At 70.4% G+C, this 15,593-nt stretch carries 13 protein-coding genes; 8 read left to right on the top strand and 5 right to left on the bottom strand.

The annotated features are described in order from the left end of the window. The first annotated feature begins 14 nt into the window (after nucleotides 1–14). The gene (locus O7635_RS07155) at nucleotides 15–863 is read left to right on the top strand and encodes a menaquinone biosynthesis protein (protein ID WP_278079616.1); all 849 of its coding nucleotides are present in this window, start codon (nucleotides 15–17) and stop codon (nucleotides 861–863) included. Here the strand turns inward: O7635_RS07155 and O7635_RS07150 are convergent. The 3 genes from O7635_RS07150 to O7635_RS07140 form a co-directional block, all read right to left on the bottom strand. Then, a complete protein-coding gene (locus tag O7635_RS07150; RefSeq protein ID WP_278079615.1) occupies nucleotides 860–1,741 on the bottom strand; it encodes a serine hydrolase in 882 nt (293 codons plus the stop codon). The two genes, O7635_RS07155 and O7635_RS07150, sit on opposite strands and share 4 nt — an antisense overlap. A 148-nt stretch (nucleotides 1,742–1,889) precedes the next feature. After that, nucleotides 1,890–2,837: a serine hydrolase gene (locus tag O7635_RS07145; protein ID WP_278079614.1), complete on the bottom strand. Its 948-nt coding sequence runs from the start codon at nucleotides 2,835–2,837 to the stop codon at nucleotides 1,890–1,892. A 4-nt stretch (nucleotides 2,838–2,841) separates the two neighbouring features. Further along, complete coding sequence (locus O7635_RS07140; RefSeq protein ID WP_278079613.1) at nucleotides 2,842–3,807, bottom strand: hypothetical protein; 966 nt, start codon at nucleotides 3,805–3,807, stop codon at nucleotides 2,842–2,844. Between the two features lie 329 nt (nucleotides 3,808–4,136). Here O7635_RS07140 and paaA point away from each other — a divergent pair, with 329 nt between their 5' ends. The 5 genes from paaA (at nucleotide 4,137) to paaE (ending at nucleotide 7,809) form a co-directional block, all read left to right on the top strand. Then, complete coding sequence (paaA, locus tag O7635_RS07135) at nucleotides 4,137–5,189, top strand: 1,2-phenylacetyl-CoA epoxidase subunit PaaA (RefSeq protein ID WP_278079612.1); 1,053 nt, start codon at nucleotides 4,137–4,139, stop codon at nucleotides 5,187–5,189. A gap of 70 nt (nucleotides 5,190–5,259) precedes the next feature. Further along, nucleotides 5,260–5,541 carry a 1,2-phenylacetyl-CoA epoxidase subunit PaaB gene (paaB, locus tag O7635_RS07130; RefSeq protein WP_278079611.1) on the top strand — a complete coding sequence of 94 codons (282 nt, stop codon included), beginning with the start codon at nucleotides 5,260–5,262 and terminating at the stop codon, nucleotides 5,539–5,541. Continuing rightward, nucleotides 5,538–6,242, top strand: coding sequence for a 1,2-phenylacetyl-CoA epoxidase subunit PaaC (gene paaC / locus O7635_RS07125; RefSeq protein ID WP_278079610.1), 705 nt, complete (start codon nucleotides 5,538–5,540; stop codon nucleotides 6,240–6,242). The genes paaB and paaC overlap by 4 nt, the downstream gene beginning before the upstream one ends. Next, entirely contained in the window at nucleotides 6,236–6,700 is a 465-nt protein-coding gene (paaD, locus tag O7635_RS07120) for a 1,2-phenylacetyl-CoA epoxidase subunit PaaD (protein WP_278085397.1), read from the top strand. The genes paaC and paaD overlap by 7 nt, the downstream gene beginning before the upstream one ends. A 2-nt stretch (nucleotides 6,701–6,702) precedes the next feature. Then, the gene (gene paaE, locus O7635_RS07115) at nucleotides 6,703–7,809 is read left to right on the top strand and encodes a 1,2-phenylacetyl-CoA epoxidase subunit PaaE (protein ID WP_278079609.1); all 1,107 of its coding nucleotides are present in this window, start codon (nucleotides 6,703–6,705) and stop codon (nucleotides 7,807–7,809) included. On the opposite strand, the gene O7635_RS07110 is transcribed toward paaE, so the two are convergent. Both O7635_RS07110 and O7635_RS38115 read right to left on the bottom strand, forming a co-directional pair. Continuing rightward, nucleotides 7,797–8,624, bottom strand: coding sequence for an SWIM zinc finger family protein (locus O7635_RS07110; protein WP_278079608.1), 828 nt, complete (start codon nucleotides 8,622–8,624; stop codon nucleotides 7,797–7,799). The genes paaE and O7635_RS07110 overlap by 13 nt on opposite strands. Then, complete coding sequence (locus tag O7635_RS38115; protein ID WP_347405263.1) at nucleotides 8,624–12,745, bottom strand: SNF2-related protein; 4,122 nt, start codon at nucleotides 12,743–12,745, stop codon at nucleotides 8,624–8,626. Before O7635_RS38115 ends, O7635_RS07110 begins: the two co-directional genes overlap by 1 nt. 82 nt (nucleotides 12,746–12,827) lie before the next feature. Between O7635_RS38115 and mqnC the strand changes: the two genes are divergently transcribed. Beyond that, entirely contained in the window at nucleotides 12,828–14,018 is a 1,191-nt protein-coding gene (gene mqnC / locus O7635_RS07095; protein WP_278079607.1) for a cyclic dehypoxanthinyl futalosine synthase, read from the top strand. A 302-nt stretch (nucleotides 14,019–14,320) separates the two neighbouring features. Next, nucleotides 14,321–15,487: a cell wall anchor protein gene (locus O7635_RS07090; RefSeq protein WP_278079606.1), complete on the top strand. Its 1,167-nt coding sequence runs from the start codon at nucleotides 14,321–14,323 to the stop codon at nucleotides 15,485–15,487. Nucleotides 15,488–15,593: the final 106 nt, after the last annotated feature.

Raw genomic sequence — 15,593 nt, 5'->3', positions numbered from 1 at the left:
ACGGTGGGATCACCATGACGGAGATTCGCAGACCCCGCGTCGGCCACATCCAGTTCCTGAACTGTCTTCCGATCTACTGGGGCCTGATGCGCTCCGGTGCGCTCCTCGACGTCGACCTGCACAAGGACACGCCGGAGAAGCTCAGCGAAGCGCTGGTCGCCGGTGACCTCGACGTCGGCCCGATCACGCTGGTCGAATATCTGCGGCACGCCGACGAGCTGGTCCTGCTGCCCGATCTCGCGGTCGGCAGCGACGGCCCGGTGCTCTCCGTCAACATCGTCTCCACCCGGCCGCTGACCGAGCTCGACGGGCGCCGCGTGGCCCTCGGCTCGACCTCGCGCACCGGCGTGCTGCTCGCCCAGATGCTGCTCGACCAGCGGCACGGCGTGCGGCCGGAATACTTCCGCTGCCCGCCCGAGCTGACCCAGATGCTGCTCGAGGCCGACGCCGCCGTGCTGATCGGCGACGCGGCCCTGCGCGCCCTCTACGAGGCGCCGACCCGCGGCCTCACCGTCACCGACCTCGGCCAGGCCTGGAAGGAGTGGACCGGGCTGCCGATGGTGTTCGCGGTCTGGGCCGCCCGCCGGGACTTCGCCGAACGCCACCCGGGCCAGGTCAAAGAGGTGCACGAGGCGTTCCTGCGCTCGCGCGAGCTGTCGCTGTCGGAACTCGACGAGGTGGCGACGGCCGCGGCCCGCTGGGAGCCGTTCGACGCGGACACGCTGGCCACGTACTTCCGGCTGCTCGACTTCTCGCTCGGCGAGCGCCAGGTCGCCGGCCTGCGCGAGTTCGCCCGCCGCGCCGCCGCCGCCGGCGAAGTCCCCGCGCTCCCGCCCACCGGCCCGGTCTTCTACACGGACTAGCCCTCGCGGAGGCGCTTGCCGACGTACTCGCAGATGGCGGCGCCGTACTCGACGCCTTTGTCGATCTCGTAGCGGGCCATCACGCCGATCACCCAGCCGTCGCCGATGGCCATGCAGCTGACGTGGAACTCGTGCTCCTCCTCGCGCTCGACCCAGCCGTTCTTGACCGCGATCGCGTGCCGCTGGTCCTCCGGGAACGCCTGGCGGATGCCGAAGTCGCCGGAGTCGCGGACCGCGCGCAGCTCGTCGAGCAGGAAGTCGGTCCAGGTCGGCCCGGCCGCCCGACCGTCGGCGATGCACGCGCCCAGCCGGGTGATGTCGGCCGGGGAGAGCAGGGTGCGACTCCAGCCGCCGTCGTCGGCGAGCCGGGCCTCCCGCAGCCCGCAGGTCGCGATCAACCGCCTGATCGACTCCTCGCCGCCGTTGGCGTCGTGCAGCGCCGACGCGGCCTCGTTGTCGCTGTCACGGATCATCGAGTCGAGCTGTTCCATGTCCTCGTCGCTCGGCGCCTGACCGCGTTGCGCCGCGCGGCGCAGGAAATCCGCCCCGATCCACGCCTTGATCAGCGACGCGGTGGTGCTCAGCCCGGTGCGATCGGCAGGGCCGAAGATCTCACCGGTACGCGTGTCCTGCAGCGCCCACGAGAACCAGCCGCTGTGGTTGATGTTGATCTCGGTGGGCTTCACCGGCAACGGGGGGAGGCTCGGCGCCTGCGTGGTGGCCGCCCGCGCGGCGGCCTCCGGCGCGCGGTTGGCCGCGCCGACCTGGGGCGCGCTGCGGGCCCGGGTGGCCGAGCGGACGGTCAGCGAAGACAGGCCGAAACCCGAAGCGGCGACGCCGACGCCCGCGCAGGCGAGCACGACGACGGCAATGATCACTGTCGTGGCGCGTCGGCTCCGGCGACGCCGATGGCTAGTGCGCAAGGTAAGCCCCAGGTGTCGCCGGACCGATGGGTGTGGCAGTCCATCGCGTTGTGCGAGGTCCTGGCGTAAGGTTAACGACCCGAAAGGGCCCGCACCTGGACTTCTAGCGGTCCGCCGCCGCGGCCCGGAGCTGCTCGCCCACCTGCTCGCAGATGTCGGCGCCGTACGTGTAGCCCTTGCTGATGTCGTACTTGGTCATCACGCCGATCACCCAGCCGTCGCCGATGGCCATGCAGCTGACGTGGTACTCCTGCTCGCGCTGCCGGTCGACCCAGCCGTTCTTGATGGCGATCTTCTTCTGCTCGGTCGCCGGGAACGCCTTGCGCGGGCCGAAGTCGCCGGTGCCGCGCACCTGGCGCATTTCGCCGAGCAGGTAGTTGGTGTATTTCGGGCCGGCCGCCGTGCCGTCGGCGATGCAGGCGCCGAGCCGGGTGATGTCGGCGGGCGAGAGCAGTGTCCGGCTCCAGCCGCCGTCGGCCGCCACCTTGCTGTCCTTTAGCTTGCACATCGAGATCAGCCGCTTGATCGACGGCGAGCCGCCGTTGGCCTCGTAGAGCGACTGCGCCGCGGTGTTGTCGCTGTCCCGGATCATCGTCTTGACCTGGGCCATCCGGGAGTCGCTGGGCGTCTTGCCCTGCTCGGCCGACCGGCGCAGGAAGTCGGCGCCGATCCACGACTTGATCAACGAGGCGGTGGTGCTCAGCTCGGTGCGGTCGGCCGGACCGGACATCTCACCCGTACGCGTGTCGAGCAGCGCCCAGGAGTACCAGCCGGTGTGGTCGATCTTGATGTCCGTCGCCCTGACCGGCAGCGGGTCGAGGGTCTTCTCGGGCGCGGGCGCCGGCTCCCGCGACGGTGCGCGGGACGACTCGGGGTCGCCGGTCGCGCCGGTCAGGTCGGGCGGGTTCTCCCAGCGCGCCGCGGCCCGGGCGGCCAGCGGCGAGCCGGGCCAGAGGCGCATGCCGGCGATGCCGAGGGCGGCGAGGACGACGACGAGAGCGATGACGGTGGTGGCGCGCCGGGCCCGGCGCCGCTTGGGGGGAGTGCTCAACGGGTCAGCCCTGGGTGCCTGCGGACGAGGGGAGCTGCAGGGCGGCGCCGACCTTGGGCGTCACCAGCTGCGTGGCGGTGTTCTGGCAGACCTTGGCGCCGTAGGCCAGGCCCTGGGAGGCGGGGTAGCGGGTCTGCACCGCCAGCACCCACTCCTTGCTGATGGCCATGCAACTGATGTGCCAGTCGCCGTCGTACACCAGCGCGGTCCAGCCGTTCTTGATGCTGATCGGGCCCTGCTTCGCGACGATCTCCTTGGGCAGGCCGTCGATGATGCCCCAGCGCCCGCCGCCCGACGTCTTCTGCTGCTGCGCGACCGTGCCCTGCACCTTGGTCATCTCGCTGAGCACCAGCGGCGTGTATTTCTTGCCGGCCGCCTTGCCCGACTGGATGCACTTGCCGAGCCGGGTCACGTCCTGCGCGGACATCTCGGTGAAGCTCCACCAGCCGACGTATCCGGGCACGGTGCCGAGGTGGGTGTTCTTGAGCCCGCACCAGCTGATCATGCGCTTCGTCTGCGTGGTTCCGCCGCCGAGTTTGTTGAGCGACCCCGCCGCGTCGTCGTCGCTGTTGCGGATCGCGCGCTGCACCATCGTCTTCTCGTAGGAGGAGACCGGCCTGCCGTCCTCGTCGCGCTGGCGCAGGAAATCGGAGACGATCCACGTCTTGATCATCGACTCGGTCGAGCTGGTCTGGGTCGCGCTGTTCTTGGAGCCGGAGATCTTGCCGCTCTTGAGGTCCATCAGCGCCCACGAATAGAAGCCGTCGACCTTCACGGAGACCGGCTGCGGCGCCAGCGTCGGCTGGGGTGGCTCGACGACCTTGGGCGGGATCGTGGCGGTGGCCGCCACGGCCGTGGTCGCGGTGGCACCGTCGTCGCCCTTGAGCTGGCCGTAGGCGGCGGGCACCAGCAGTACGCCGCCGAGCAGCAGTGCGGCGAGGGCGAGCACCAGAACCACGCGAGGACGCATGAGGGGTGATCTCCGGTTGATTTCAGGCCGGGGGGCGGCTCTCGGTAACGGACCGCCGGGGGGTTGGCGATCTACCGCGGTGAAGTCTACGACCGGTGGTGACGCCATTGCACGGGTGGAATTTCCGCAAGCAGCCCGAAATCGTCCCGTTTCCGACGCGTTTGGCGATGCAACTTAAGGAAAACATAGGAATGCGGGTGATGCGATTCATTGTCCACAGTGGAATCAGTCCGTGCGGACGGCACAGATTCGCTCACTCGGAGTAACGCCGTGCCACGGGTTTGTTACAGGTGCTGGCTTGAGTGTCAGGAAGCTGTAACACTGTAGGCATGTACGGGAATGACTTCGCCGGCCCGGATGCCGGGTCCGACGGTGGTCTCCTCGGGCAGGTCGAGGCCGCCGAGGCGGCGTTGCGCGCCGCCGCGCACCAGGGTCGGGTCGAAGGCGATCCGGCGGCTCTGCAGGACTACTTCGACGCGGTGATCGCGGCCGACCAGAAGATCGAGCCACGCGACTGGATGCCCGACGCCTATCGGCGCGGGCTGGTCCGACAAATCGCCCAACACGCGCATTCCGAAATCATCGGGATGCAGCCGGAAGGCAGCTGGATCACTCGCGCCCCCTCGCTCAAGCGCAAGGCCATCCTGCTGGCCAAGGTGCAGGACGAGGCCGGTCACGGCCTTTATCTCTACGCGGCCGCCGAAACGCTCGGCGTCACCCGCGAGGAGCTGGTCGAGATGCTCATCGACGGCCGCCAGAAATACAGCTCGATCTTCAACTACCCGACGTTGACGTGGGCCGACATCGGCGCGATCGGCTGGCTCGTCGATGGCGCGGCGATCGTCAACCAGGTGCCGCTGTGCCGCTGCTCCTACGGGCCCTACGCCCGCGCGATGATCAGGATCTGCAAGGAGGAGTCCTTCCACCAGCGGCAGGGCTACGAGATTCTGCACACCCTCTCGCACGGCACCCCCGAGCAGCACGCGATGGCCCAGGACGCCGTCGACCGCTGGTGGTATCCCTCGCTGGCCATGTTCGGCCCGCCCGACACCGACTCCACCCACTCCGCGCAGTCGATGGCCTGGAAGATCAAGCGCTTCTCCAACGACGACCTGCGGCAGCGCTTCGTCGACATGTGCGTCCAGCAGGCCGGCGTGCTCGGCCTGCGCATCCCCGACCCGGAGCTGCGCTGGAACGAGGAGCGGCAGGAGCACGACTTCACCGCGCCCGACTACGACGAGCTGATGCGGGTGATCAAGGGCGACGGCCCGTGCAACGCGGAGCGGATGGCGCACCGGCGCCGGGCCCACTCCGACGGCGCCTGGGTACGCGAAGCAGCTGCGGCGTACGCCGCCAAGCAACAGGAGACGGTGGCGGCATGAGGGAGCTTGCGACCGAATCAGTCGGCTCAGCAGCCGGGTCGCGCTTCTCTGAGCGAAGCGAGGCAGGCGCATGAACGGTGAACCCTTGTTCGAAGTGTTCGTGCGGCCCCGGCGGGGGTTGTCGCACACGCATGTCGGCAGCTTGCACGCGCCGGACGCGGCGATGGCGTTGCGCAACGCCCGTGACGTCTACACCCGCCGCGAGGAGGGCGTCTCGATCTGGGTCGTCCCGGCCGACGCGATCACCGCGTCGAGCCCCGACGAGAAGGACGCCTTCTTCGACCCGGCCGCCGACAAGGTCTACCGCCACCCGACGTTCTACGCCGTGCCCGACGGAGCGAAGCACCTGTGACGACCGTGGACTACCTGCTGCGGCTGGGCGACGACGCGCTGATCACCGCCCAGCGGTTCGGCGCGTGGTACGCCGCCGGGCCGGAGATGGAAGAAGACGTCGCGCTGGCCAACATCGCGCTCGACCAGCTCGGCGCGGCGCGGTTGCTGCTGACCTACGCCGGCGACCTGGAGGGCGCGGGCCGCGACGAGGACGCGCTGGCCTACCGCCGCGACGCGGCCGCTTTCCGCAACTGCCGGCTGGTCGAACAGCCCGAGCCCGACTTCGCGCACGTGATCGCCAAGCTGTTGCTGCTCTCCGCGTTCCAGCTGCCGCTCTACGAGGCCCTGGCCGCCGGCGGCGACGAGCGGCTGGCCGCCATCGCCGCCAAGGCCCGCAAGGAGTCGGCGTACCACCTCGACCACAGCACACTGTGGACACTGCGGCTGGGTGACGGCACCGACGAGTCGCACCGGCGCATGCAGGGCGCCTTCGACACGCTGTGGCCCTACGTCGACGGGCTGTTCAAGGGCGCCGACGGCCCGGTCGAGCTGGACACGATCCGCGGACCGTGGTCGTCCACAGTGGAAGGTGTGCTCGGCCGGGCGACGCTGACCGTGCCGCCGGCCGTCGACGAGCCCACCGGCGAGCGCAAGCACCTGGTCGAGCTGCTCGCCGAGATGCAGCAGCTGCACCGCGACCACCCGGGAGCCCGCTGGTGACCGCGCGGGCCGCGGTGGCCGCGGTCGTCGACCCCGAGCTGCGCGTGGTCACGATCGACGAGCTGGGCATCCTCCGCGCCGTCGAGACCGACGAGCGCGGTCACGTCACCGTCACCATTACGCCCACCTACACCGGCTGCCCCGCGATGGATGTGATCCGGGCCGACATCGGCGCCGCCCTGCGCGCCGCCGGCCACGCCGACCACGAGGTCCGCACCGTCTTCGCACCGGCCTGGAGCACCGACTGGATCTCGCCGGACGGGCGGGCCAAGCTCGCCGCCGCCGGCGTCGCGCCGCCCGGGCCGGCCCGGCCGGTCACCCTGTCGATAGCCGTGCGGTGCACGCTGTGCGGCTCGCCCGACACCGAGCAGCTGAGCCGGTTCGGGTCCACGGCGTGCAAGGCGCTGTGGCGGTGCCGCGCCTGTGGCGAGCCGTTCGACGCGATGAAGGCGTACTGACGATGAGCGTGACGATCAGCAAGCCCATCCGCCGGCGCCCGGTGTTCCACCCGCTGCCCGTCGCGGCGGTCGACCGGCTCACCGACGACGCGGTCGCGATCACCTTCGCCGTGCCGCCGGAGCTGCGCGAGCAGTTCGCGTTCCGGGCCGGCCAGCACCTCACCGTGCGCAAGGTCGACGACGGTGACGCCCGGCGCTCGTACTCGATCTGCTCGACGCCGGCGGAGCTTGCGGGCGCCGGCGTGCTGCGGATCGGCGTCAAGGAGATCCCCGGCGGCGTCTTCTCCAGCTACGCGGCCGGCGCCCTGCGCCGCGGCGACGCGATCGACGTGCTGCCGCCGTTGGGCAAGTTCACCTCGGAGTTCGAGGCGGGCCGGCAGCGGCACTACGGCGCGATCGCCGCCGGCTCCGGCATCACGCCGGTGCTGTCGCTGGTGGCCACCGCGCTCGCGGTCGAGGAGCGGAGCCGGTTCACCCTGCTCTACGGCAACCGGTTCGCGCGCAGCGTGATGTTCGCCGACGAGCTGGGCGACCTCAAGGACCGCTACGCCGCCCGGCTGCACGTGGTGCACGTGCTCTCCCAGGAACCGGGTGAGTCGGAGCTGCTCTCCGGCCGGATCGACGCCGACCGGCTGGCCCGCCTGCTCGACGTGCTCGTGCCGGCCGACGTGGTCGACGAGTGGTTCCTGTGCGGGCCCTACGGGCTGGTCACCGACGCCCGCAACGTGCTGGCCGGCCGCGGCGTGCCGGCCGGGGCCGTGCGCACCGAGCTGTTCCACGTCGACGACGTGCCGGAGCCGCCGCGGCGCGCGGGCACCGCGGGCGACGACGGGCCGGTCGAGGTCTCCGTGCTGCTCGACGGCCGGGTGTCGACCCTGCGGATGCACCGCGACGAACGCGTCCTCGACGCGGCGCTGCGGGTCCGCTCCGAGCTGCCGTTCGCGTGCAAGGGCGGGGTCTGCTCGACCTGTCGGGCCCGGATCGTCGAGGGCGAGGTCACCATGGCCCGCAACTACGCGCTGGAACCCGACGAGGTCGAGCGGGGCTACGTGCTCACCTGCCAGTCGAGCCCGGTCACCGACAAGCTGGTCGTCGACTACGACGGCTGATCGTCGGTCTCCGCCAGCGCCCGGTAGGCCGGCCGCAGGAGGTCGACCAGCGGGATGTGTCGCACCTTGACCGGCGGTGGGTCGAGCACCCGCAGCAGCAGCTCCGGCGGCGCGGCCGGCCCGCCGGTCAGCTCCTTGAGCCGGGCCAGCGACCGCCCGGGGCGATAGAAGTCGTCGACGGCGAGCGGTCGGTCGGGCACGTCGAGCGGATCGGCGGGCGTCGCTTCGACGGCTGGGCCGCGCAGCGCGCCGAGCAGGTCGTCGCGGGCCCGCCCACGCCAGGCCAGCACCAGGAACGGGTCGTCGTCGAACGCCTCGGCCAGCAGGTAGAGCACCGCGGACAGGTGTTTGCACGGGAACCCCCAGTCGGGGCAGGTGCACTTCATGTCGAGCTCGGCCGGGAACAGTGGGAGCCCGAGGTCATCGAAGACCGCAACGATCTGGATCGGCATCTCGCCGGCCAGCAGCTTCGCCCGGAACACCGCCTGGTGAGCCAAGGCCTGTTCGACCCGGGCCCAGTCGGTCTCGTCGAAGACGGGGATCGTCACCTCGACCGCGTACGGCTCCGTCCGCGAACCCTGGACGCGGGCCGCCACCCGGCCCGGCTCGAGGTCCAGGTTGAGCACCTGGCCAGCGCGCGCGTACCGCCGGCCCCGGTCGAGCCGGCCCTTGTCGCAGATGCTCTCGAGGATGTCGATGAACCGCCGGGACCACCACTCCTCGCCGATCCGGCCGCGGCGCGAGCGGGCCTTGATGCCGCCCTCGACCTTGATCGCCTTGCCGCCGTCGAACCAGCCGTCCGGACCCACCGGCATCAGCCCACCGCCTTGGGGTCGAGCGCGAACAGGTCGCGCAGCTCCTCGGTCGACAGCTCGGTCAGCCACTCCTCGCCGGTGCCGACGACCTTCTGCGCCAACGCCTTCTTGCGCTCGATCATCTCGTCGACCCGCTCCTCGATGGTGCCGGTGCAGATGAACTTCCGGACCTGCACGTTGCGCGCCTGCCCGATCCGGTACGCGCGGTCGGTCGCCTGGTCCTCGACGGCCGGGTTCCACCACCGGTCGACGTGGATGACGTGGTTGGCCGCGGTCAGGTTGAGACCCGTGCCGGCCGCCTTGAGCGAGAGCAGTAAGATCATCGGCTCGGGGTCGTTCTGGAACCGGTCGACCAGCTCGTCCCGGCGCTGCTTCGACAGTCCACCATGGAGCCATAGCACCGGCCGGTCGAGGTGCGCGGCCAGATACGGTTGCAGCAGCGTGCCGAACTCGGCGTACTGCGTGAAAACCAGGCCCTTGTCGCCCTCTTCGACGATCTCCTCGGCGAGCTCCTGCAACCGGGCCAGCTTGCCGGAGCGACCGGCCAGTGTGGACCCGTCGCGCAGCAGGTGCGCCGGGTGGTTGCAAACCTGCTTCAGCCGGGTCATCGCGGCCAGCACGTTGCCCCGCCGCTCGATGCCCGCGCTGGACCCGATCTTGTTGAGCATGTCGTCGACGACGGCCTGGTAGAGCGCCGCCTGCTCGGTCGTCAGCGGGCACCAGACCTTCATCTCGAGCTTCTCCGGCAGGTCCGAGATGATGTTCTTGTCGGTCTTGAGTCGCCGCAGCACGAACGGCCCGGTGGCCCGCTTCAACGCGGCCGCGGCGTCCTCGTCCTGCCGCACCTCGATCGGCTCCTGGTAGCGCCGCTTGAACGTCTTGGCCGGCCCGAGCAGCCCGGGGTTGGCAAAGTCCATGATGGACCAGAGCTCGGCGAGGTGGTTCTCGACGGGCGTGCCGGTCAGCGCGAGCCGGGTCCGCGCCGGAATCGCCCGCACGGCCTGCGACTGCCGCGTCCCGGCGTTCTTGATGGCCTGCGCCTCGTCACACACGACCCGCCCCCACTCGACGGCCCGCAGGGCATCGAGATCCCGCAACGCGGTGCCGTACGTGGTGATCACCAGATCGCTGTGTCCGAGCCGCGCTGGATCCCGCGTCGCGCCGTGGTGCACGTAGACGTCGAGCGAGGGCGCGAACTTCTCGGCCTCCTTGCGCCAGTTGCTCACCAACGACATGGGACACACCAACAAGGTCGGCCCGACCGCCCCCCGCTCCCGCTCGGCCACCAGCAACGACAGCGTCTGGGCTGTGTTGTGGCAGAGAATCCCGCCGGCCACGAAGTTGTGCTCACCAGCTACCTCGAAGTCGTAGACGTCGCCCTCGTAGTCGACCTCCTCGACGCTGGTCACCCGGGCATAGAAAACCTGCTGGCTGGCTCGCCGGTGAAGACGTTGTCGCAGCTGAGTCAGCGCGGCGTGGTCGAGCGTCGCGTATGCCTCCAACGTCTGCGCGGTCCACCTGCTCAACGTGTGGGCCGCCTGGAGGAGATCATGCCCTGGCACGCCATCAACGTTCGTGTTGACCTTAGGCACACAGATTGCCTCCAGTTTCGCCTGCTTCACCCTGTCGCTGAAGCCGACGAGGGCGCTGAAGCGACGAAGGCTGCTGCCACCGATCACGCCGATCCGGTACGGACGAAGCACACGAGCACCGTTCGCGGCGGCCTTCATCTTGGTCGTAACGCGCATCCAGATCCCGAAGCGCCGGAGCAGTGTCACGAGCTGGTCCATCAGCCAACTCGACGCCGACGAGATCTCCACAATGCGCATGCGCGAGCTCACGGACCCCTCGGCGCTGAAGAACTCGCGAAGAAACAGCGTCACGGCGGCCTCGTCCGCCGACATCACCACGTCCGGTATGCGTTTCTCCGCCGAGCGACGGCCCCACGCGTAGCCCTGGGCGCGAAGCAGCGAGGCGTATTCGGCGCTGCACATTCGCAGGACATGACAGCGTCGATCGACGAACACGCGCGGAGCGTTCATTTTGATCTGGAACTTCTCACCGACCGCATGGATGGTCTCGACGAGGTCATCCAGGATCGCCGGATCCTTCTGTGTGATCCGCAGCGTTCCGTTGCGTGACTCGTCGCCTTCGCTGATCTGCCAGGCAAGAAGCCGCACGAGGTTGTGGTCGACTGGATCGCCTGACCATTCGATGCGCCCTGGCACGCAGAGTAGGTCGCCCACGGCGAAGTCGCGGGTCCACTCCTCAACGCCGCGCAGTCGGTGCCGACGGGTAACCAACAAGTGGCTGCCGTCGTCAAGGGTTACCCGCCGGACCTTCTCGGAGATCCGTTGGCGATAGAGCTGGGTAACCTGCGCGGCCACCATCTGCCCTTGCGAGTCGAGGGCGTTGGTCAGCAGCGGCTTGCTCGGCGTTCGCCATTCGCCGCCTTCGTCGTCAACCGTGCCGGTGCCGTCCGTGAACCGCCGCCAGGAGTCTTCGGCCCTTACCAACGTTCCGTTGAGGAAGACCGGCGAGTCGGGACCGATGCACTTACCAAGCCCCATGTCGTCCGCGAGGATGCCGCCGATGCCCAGGCGGGTGAGGAAGTCCAGCCAGGACAGGCCGCGCTCCTGGTACGGGCGCAGAGTGCCCTGGAAGGCATCCGGGGTCGTGGTCGGGCGCAGGCGTTGGTCCGCGTCGCCGGAGAGGAGGTCGCCCAGCCAGCCGTCCGCGTCGACCTGGACCAGCGGCAGGTCCTCCTCGCCGCCCGCCGCGACCTGGCCGAGCACCTCCGCCACCGTCATCTCGCCCGCGCGATGTTGCTCCACCGCCCGGATCGCCGCCGTCAGCTGGCGGTCGTCGAGCTCCACCCAGCGGCCCTTGACCCGCAGCAGCGGCACCTTCAGCCGGGCCAGGTCGTGCAGGTCGTCGGCGCTGATCTCCTCGTCGCCGACCAGGAGGTCCACCTTGAAGTCCACCAGCTCGTCCCGGCCGACGCCGCCGCCTACGAGCGCCTTGCCGCCAGGCGAGGCCTTGGCCCGGGTGGTCAGCTTCAGGCCCAGGCTCTTGCGACCGGCCCAGGCGGGCAGCTGCACCCCGTAGCCCGCGGCCTGCAGCAGCGGCGCGGCCTGGCGGAGGAAGGTGAACGCCGCCGCCGTGTCCAGGCGGCTCTCCGTCGGCTGGGCCTCGCGCAGCGCCTCGTCGAGCGGCGGGAACAACCGCACCGCCCGGCCCAGCCCGGCCAGGAGGGTCTCGTCGGGCCGCGGCGGCAGGCCGGGAACGCGCTGGCCGGCCCAGATCACCTCGGCGGGTACGTACAACGACGGGTCGTCGACCGACTGCAGCGCGAACTCGAGGTCCCAGCGGTCGGTGGTCGGCAGCGGCTCGACCAACCGGAAGCACACGCGGACCGGCTCGTTGGCCTGGTGGGCGGCCCGCTGCCAGGCGTCGAGCGCGGTGCGCAGCGCGGCCAGCTCCGGTCGTTGCGCGGCGGTGACGGTGATCGTCGGGTCGGTCGCCGTCAGGGCCAGCATCCAGCGGTCGGCGACCGGCGCCTTCGGGCCCGGGCGGTGGCCGAGCAGGAGCCGCTCCGGCATCGCCTGCCGCGCCGCGGCATCGACGAAACCGTCGAGCAGGCCGCGCAGGACCTCGCCGGGTGGGGCCGCGTCGGCCGCGCGTACCGCCGCCGGCATGGCCGCCGCCAGCTCGCGGAAGGCTGTCGCGTCGCGGCCGGTGACGACCGGACGCCATCGGGCGGTGGGGAGGCCTTCCTCGGCGACCAGCTGGGGGAGTAGCCGCCCGCGACGCGCCAGCGCGCGCGCATACCCGGCCACGACGCCGACGAAACGCAGATCTTCCCCGGGCGTCCAGCCGACGTCCGCGTCGAGGGAGTCGAGCAGGTCGAGGGCGGCGGCCGGGTCGAGCACGCGCGCGGGCACCGGCCATTCCGCGAGCACGGCATCGGCGGGCACGTCACCGTCCGCGGGCAGCCGGTGACCGCCGGCGCTCGGCAGCCGCAGGGTCAGCGTGACCAGCTCACCGGCCACCTCCGGCGGCGCGGTCTCGCCCCACAGCGCCAGCCGACCCCCGGTCCAGACGGCGTGCACCACCTGCAACCCGACACCCCCTATCGCGACGAACGACACTACCCGCGCCGGTACCACCAGCCGCTGGTCCGGCGCGGGCTAGGCTCGGTCCGTGGACATGCGGCGGGAGATCGACGACGTTCTGCAGCGTGGCGCCGACGGCGGGCGGATCACCGCCGAGGAGGCGTTGCTGCTCTACACCGAGGCGCCGTTTCACGCGCTGGGCGAGGCGGCCGACGCGGTGCGCCGGCGGCGCTACCCGGACGGGATCGTCACCTACCTGATCGACCGCAACATCAACTACACCAACGTCTGCGTGACGGCCTGCAAGTTCTGCGCCTTCTTCCGGGCGCCGAAGCACGCCGAGGCCTGGACCCACCCGACCGAGGAGATCCTGCGCCGGTGCGGCGAGGCGGTCGAGCTCGGCGCGACGCAGGTGATGCTCCAGGGCGGGCACCACCCGGACTACGGCGTCGACTATTACGAAGAGCTGTTCAGCTCGGTCAAGGCCGCCTATCCGCAGCTGGCCATCCACTCGATCGGGCCGTCCGAGATCCTGCACATGGCCAAGGTCTCCGGGGTCTCGCTCGACGAGGCGATCTCGCGGATCAAGGCCGCCGGTCTCGACTCGATCGCCGGCGCCGGGGCGGAGATGCTGCCCGACCGGCCGCGGCGGGCGATCGCGCCCCTCAAGGAGTCCGGCGCCCGCTGGCTCGAGGTCATGGAGATCGCGCACGGTCTCGGCCTCGAGAGCACCGCGACGATGATGATGGGCACCGGCGAGACCAACGCCGAGCGCATCGAGCACCTGCGGATGATCCGCGACGTGCAGGACCGCACCCACGGCTTCCGCGCCTTCATCCCGTGGACCTACCAACCGGAGAACAACCACCTCAAGGGACGTACGCAGGCCACGACGCTCGAATACCTGCGGCTGATCGCGGTGGCCCGGTTGTTCTTCGAGACCGTGCCGCACCTGCAGGCGTCCTGGTTGACCACCGGCAAGGACGTGGGCCAGCTGGCGCTGCACATGGGTGTCGACGACCTCGGCTCGATCATGTTGGAGGAGAACGTCATCTCCTCCGCGGGCGCGCGGCACCGGTCCAACTTGCACGAGCTGATCTGGATGATCCGGTCCGCCGGCCGGATCCCGGCGCAGCGGGACACCCTCTACCGGCATCTGCGGGTGCACCGGACGCCAGCCGACGACCCGACCGACGAGCGGGTGGTCTCCCACTTCTCCTCGATCGCGCTGCCCGGTGGCGGGGCCGGCAGGGAGCTTCCGCTCGTCGAGAGCCGCTGAAATCGTTTCATCGGCAACTTCGGCAACATTTCGGCAACGGTCAGCACACGAATCGTGCCGCCTGCTAGCGAGCGCTTTTCGGCGATGGATAGCGTCCGTGGCGTCGCGTCACCCGCGACCACGAACCTGCTCATGAGACGCCGACCGCCAGGCGGTCGTACATATAGAGCCGAGGCGGGATGGGAAACCATCCCGCCTCGGCGTTTTTCTATCCGATCTCGGTCTGGCGCGGCTGGCCGGCGGGGGTTAACGTGCGCTGTTCACATCTGTCACATCGGCAACAACAACCCCATGAGGAACAGATGAACTCGCGTTTGCGCGCCGCGGCCATCCGCGCCGGTGCCGCCACCGTTCTCGCGGTCGGCCTCGTCGCAATGGCCGGGCCGGCATATGCCGCCGACGGCCCCGATGTCGCCGTCACCCCCATCAGCCTGCACCTCGCCAAGGGCGTCAAAGAGGCGAAGGCCAAGCCGTTCCAGGTCGAGTTGCGCAACTTCGGCAACGCCGGCGCCAAGGACGTGTCGGTCAAGCTCGACCTGTCCAACCTGACCGGCAAGGTCGGCTATGTCACGCCGGACGGTTGCACGAAGAGCGGCAAGGCCGCGTACGCCTGCCCGATCGGCGACATCGCGGCCGGCCAGGACGTGGTCATCGGTATCCCGCTGTTCAACGCCAACGGCCGGAAGGGCACCGGCGGCTACTTCTCCATCACCGCGATCGTCCCCGGTGACACCAACGAGGAGAACAACTCCGCCGACGTCGACGTGACCGTCGAGCCGAAGACCTACGACCTGACCGTGTGGGCCCAGGACATCTACGCCGAGGTGGTCCCCGACGGCGACGAGGCCGGCGAGGAGACCCGCACCCCGGTCCCGGCCGGTGGCACCGCGCCGCTCGACTCGGCCATCTTCAACCACGGGAGCAAGCGGGTCGTCGGTCTGGCCTATTCGGTGAAGCTCCCCGCCGGCGCCACCATCGCGTCCGCGCCGGAGAACTGCTTCCCGTGGGAAGACGTCAACGGCATCATCTGCGAGGACGACGAGGTCGTGCTCAAGCCGGGCGAGGTCCTGCTGCCCGAGATCACCGTCAAGGTCGCGGACGACGCGGCCGCGGGCGTGCTCACCGACGGCATCATCGACGCCCGGGCGCTCGAGCCGGGCGCGACCGACCCCGAGGAGTCGGACGACGAGGCTCGCCAGGCCACCCAGGCCCAGCGCAAGAACCTGGTCGACGCCGACGAGGCTGACAACCAGGCGCGCTTCGACATCTTCGTCGGCGCGGCCCCGACGCAGGAACCGACCGAGCCGGGCGAGCCCGGCAACCCGGGCAACCCCGGCGGCGGTGGCGGCGGCCTCCCGGTCACCGGCCCGCAGACGGCCCTGATCGCCGGCGCCGGCGCCGCGATCCTCGCGGCGGGCGTGGTCCTGCTCCTGGCGATGCGTCGCCGGCGGACCTTCACGGCCGAGTAACCCATCGAGCAGCACGGCGAGGGCGGGGCGCAAGCCCCGCCCTCGCCGCGTTCCACGTCACTGTGTGATCACTGTGAGCTGCCTGGGAGTCGCCCGTTCGGTCGAT

Origin of the sequence: Asanoa sp. WMMD1127 (genome assembly GCF_029626225.1) — a bacterium.
In the GTDB taxonomy this organism is placed as follows: Bacteria; Actinomycetota; Actinomycetes; order Mycobacteriales; family Micromonosporaceae; genus Asanoa.
The sequence above is the reverse complement of the archived record's forward strand: the minus strand, read 5'-3'. Positions and strand labels throughout refer to the sequence as shown.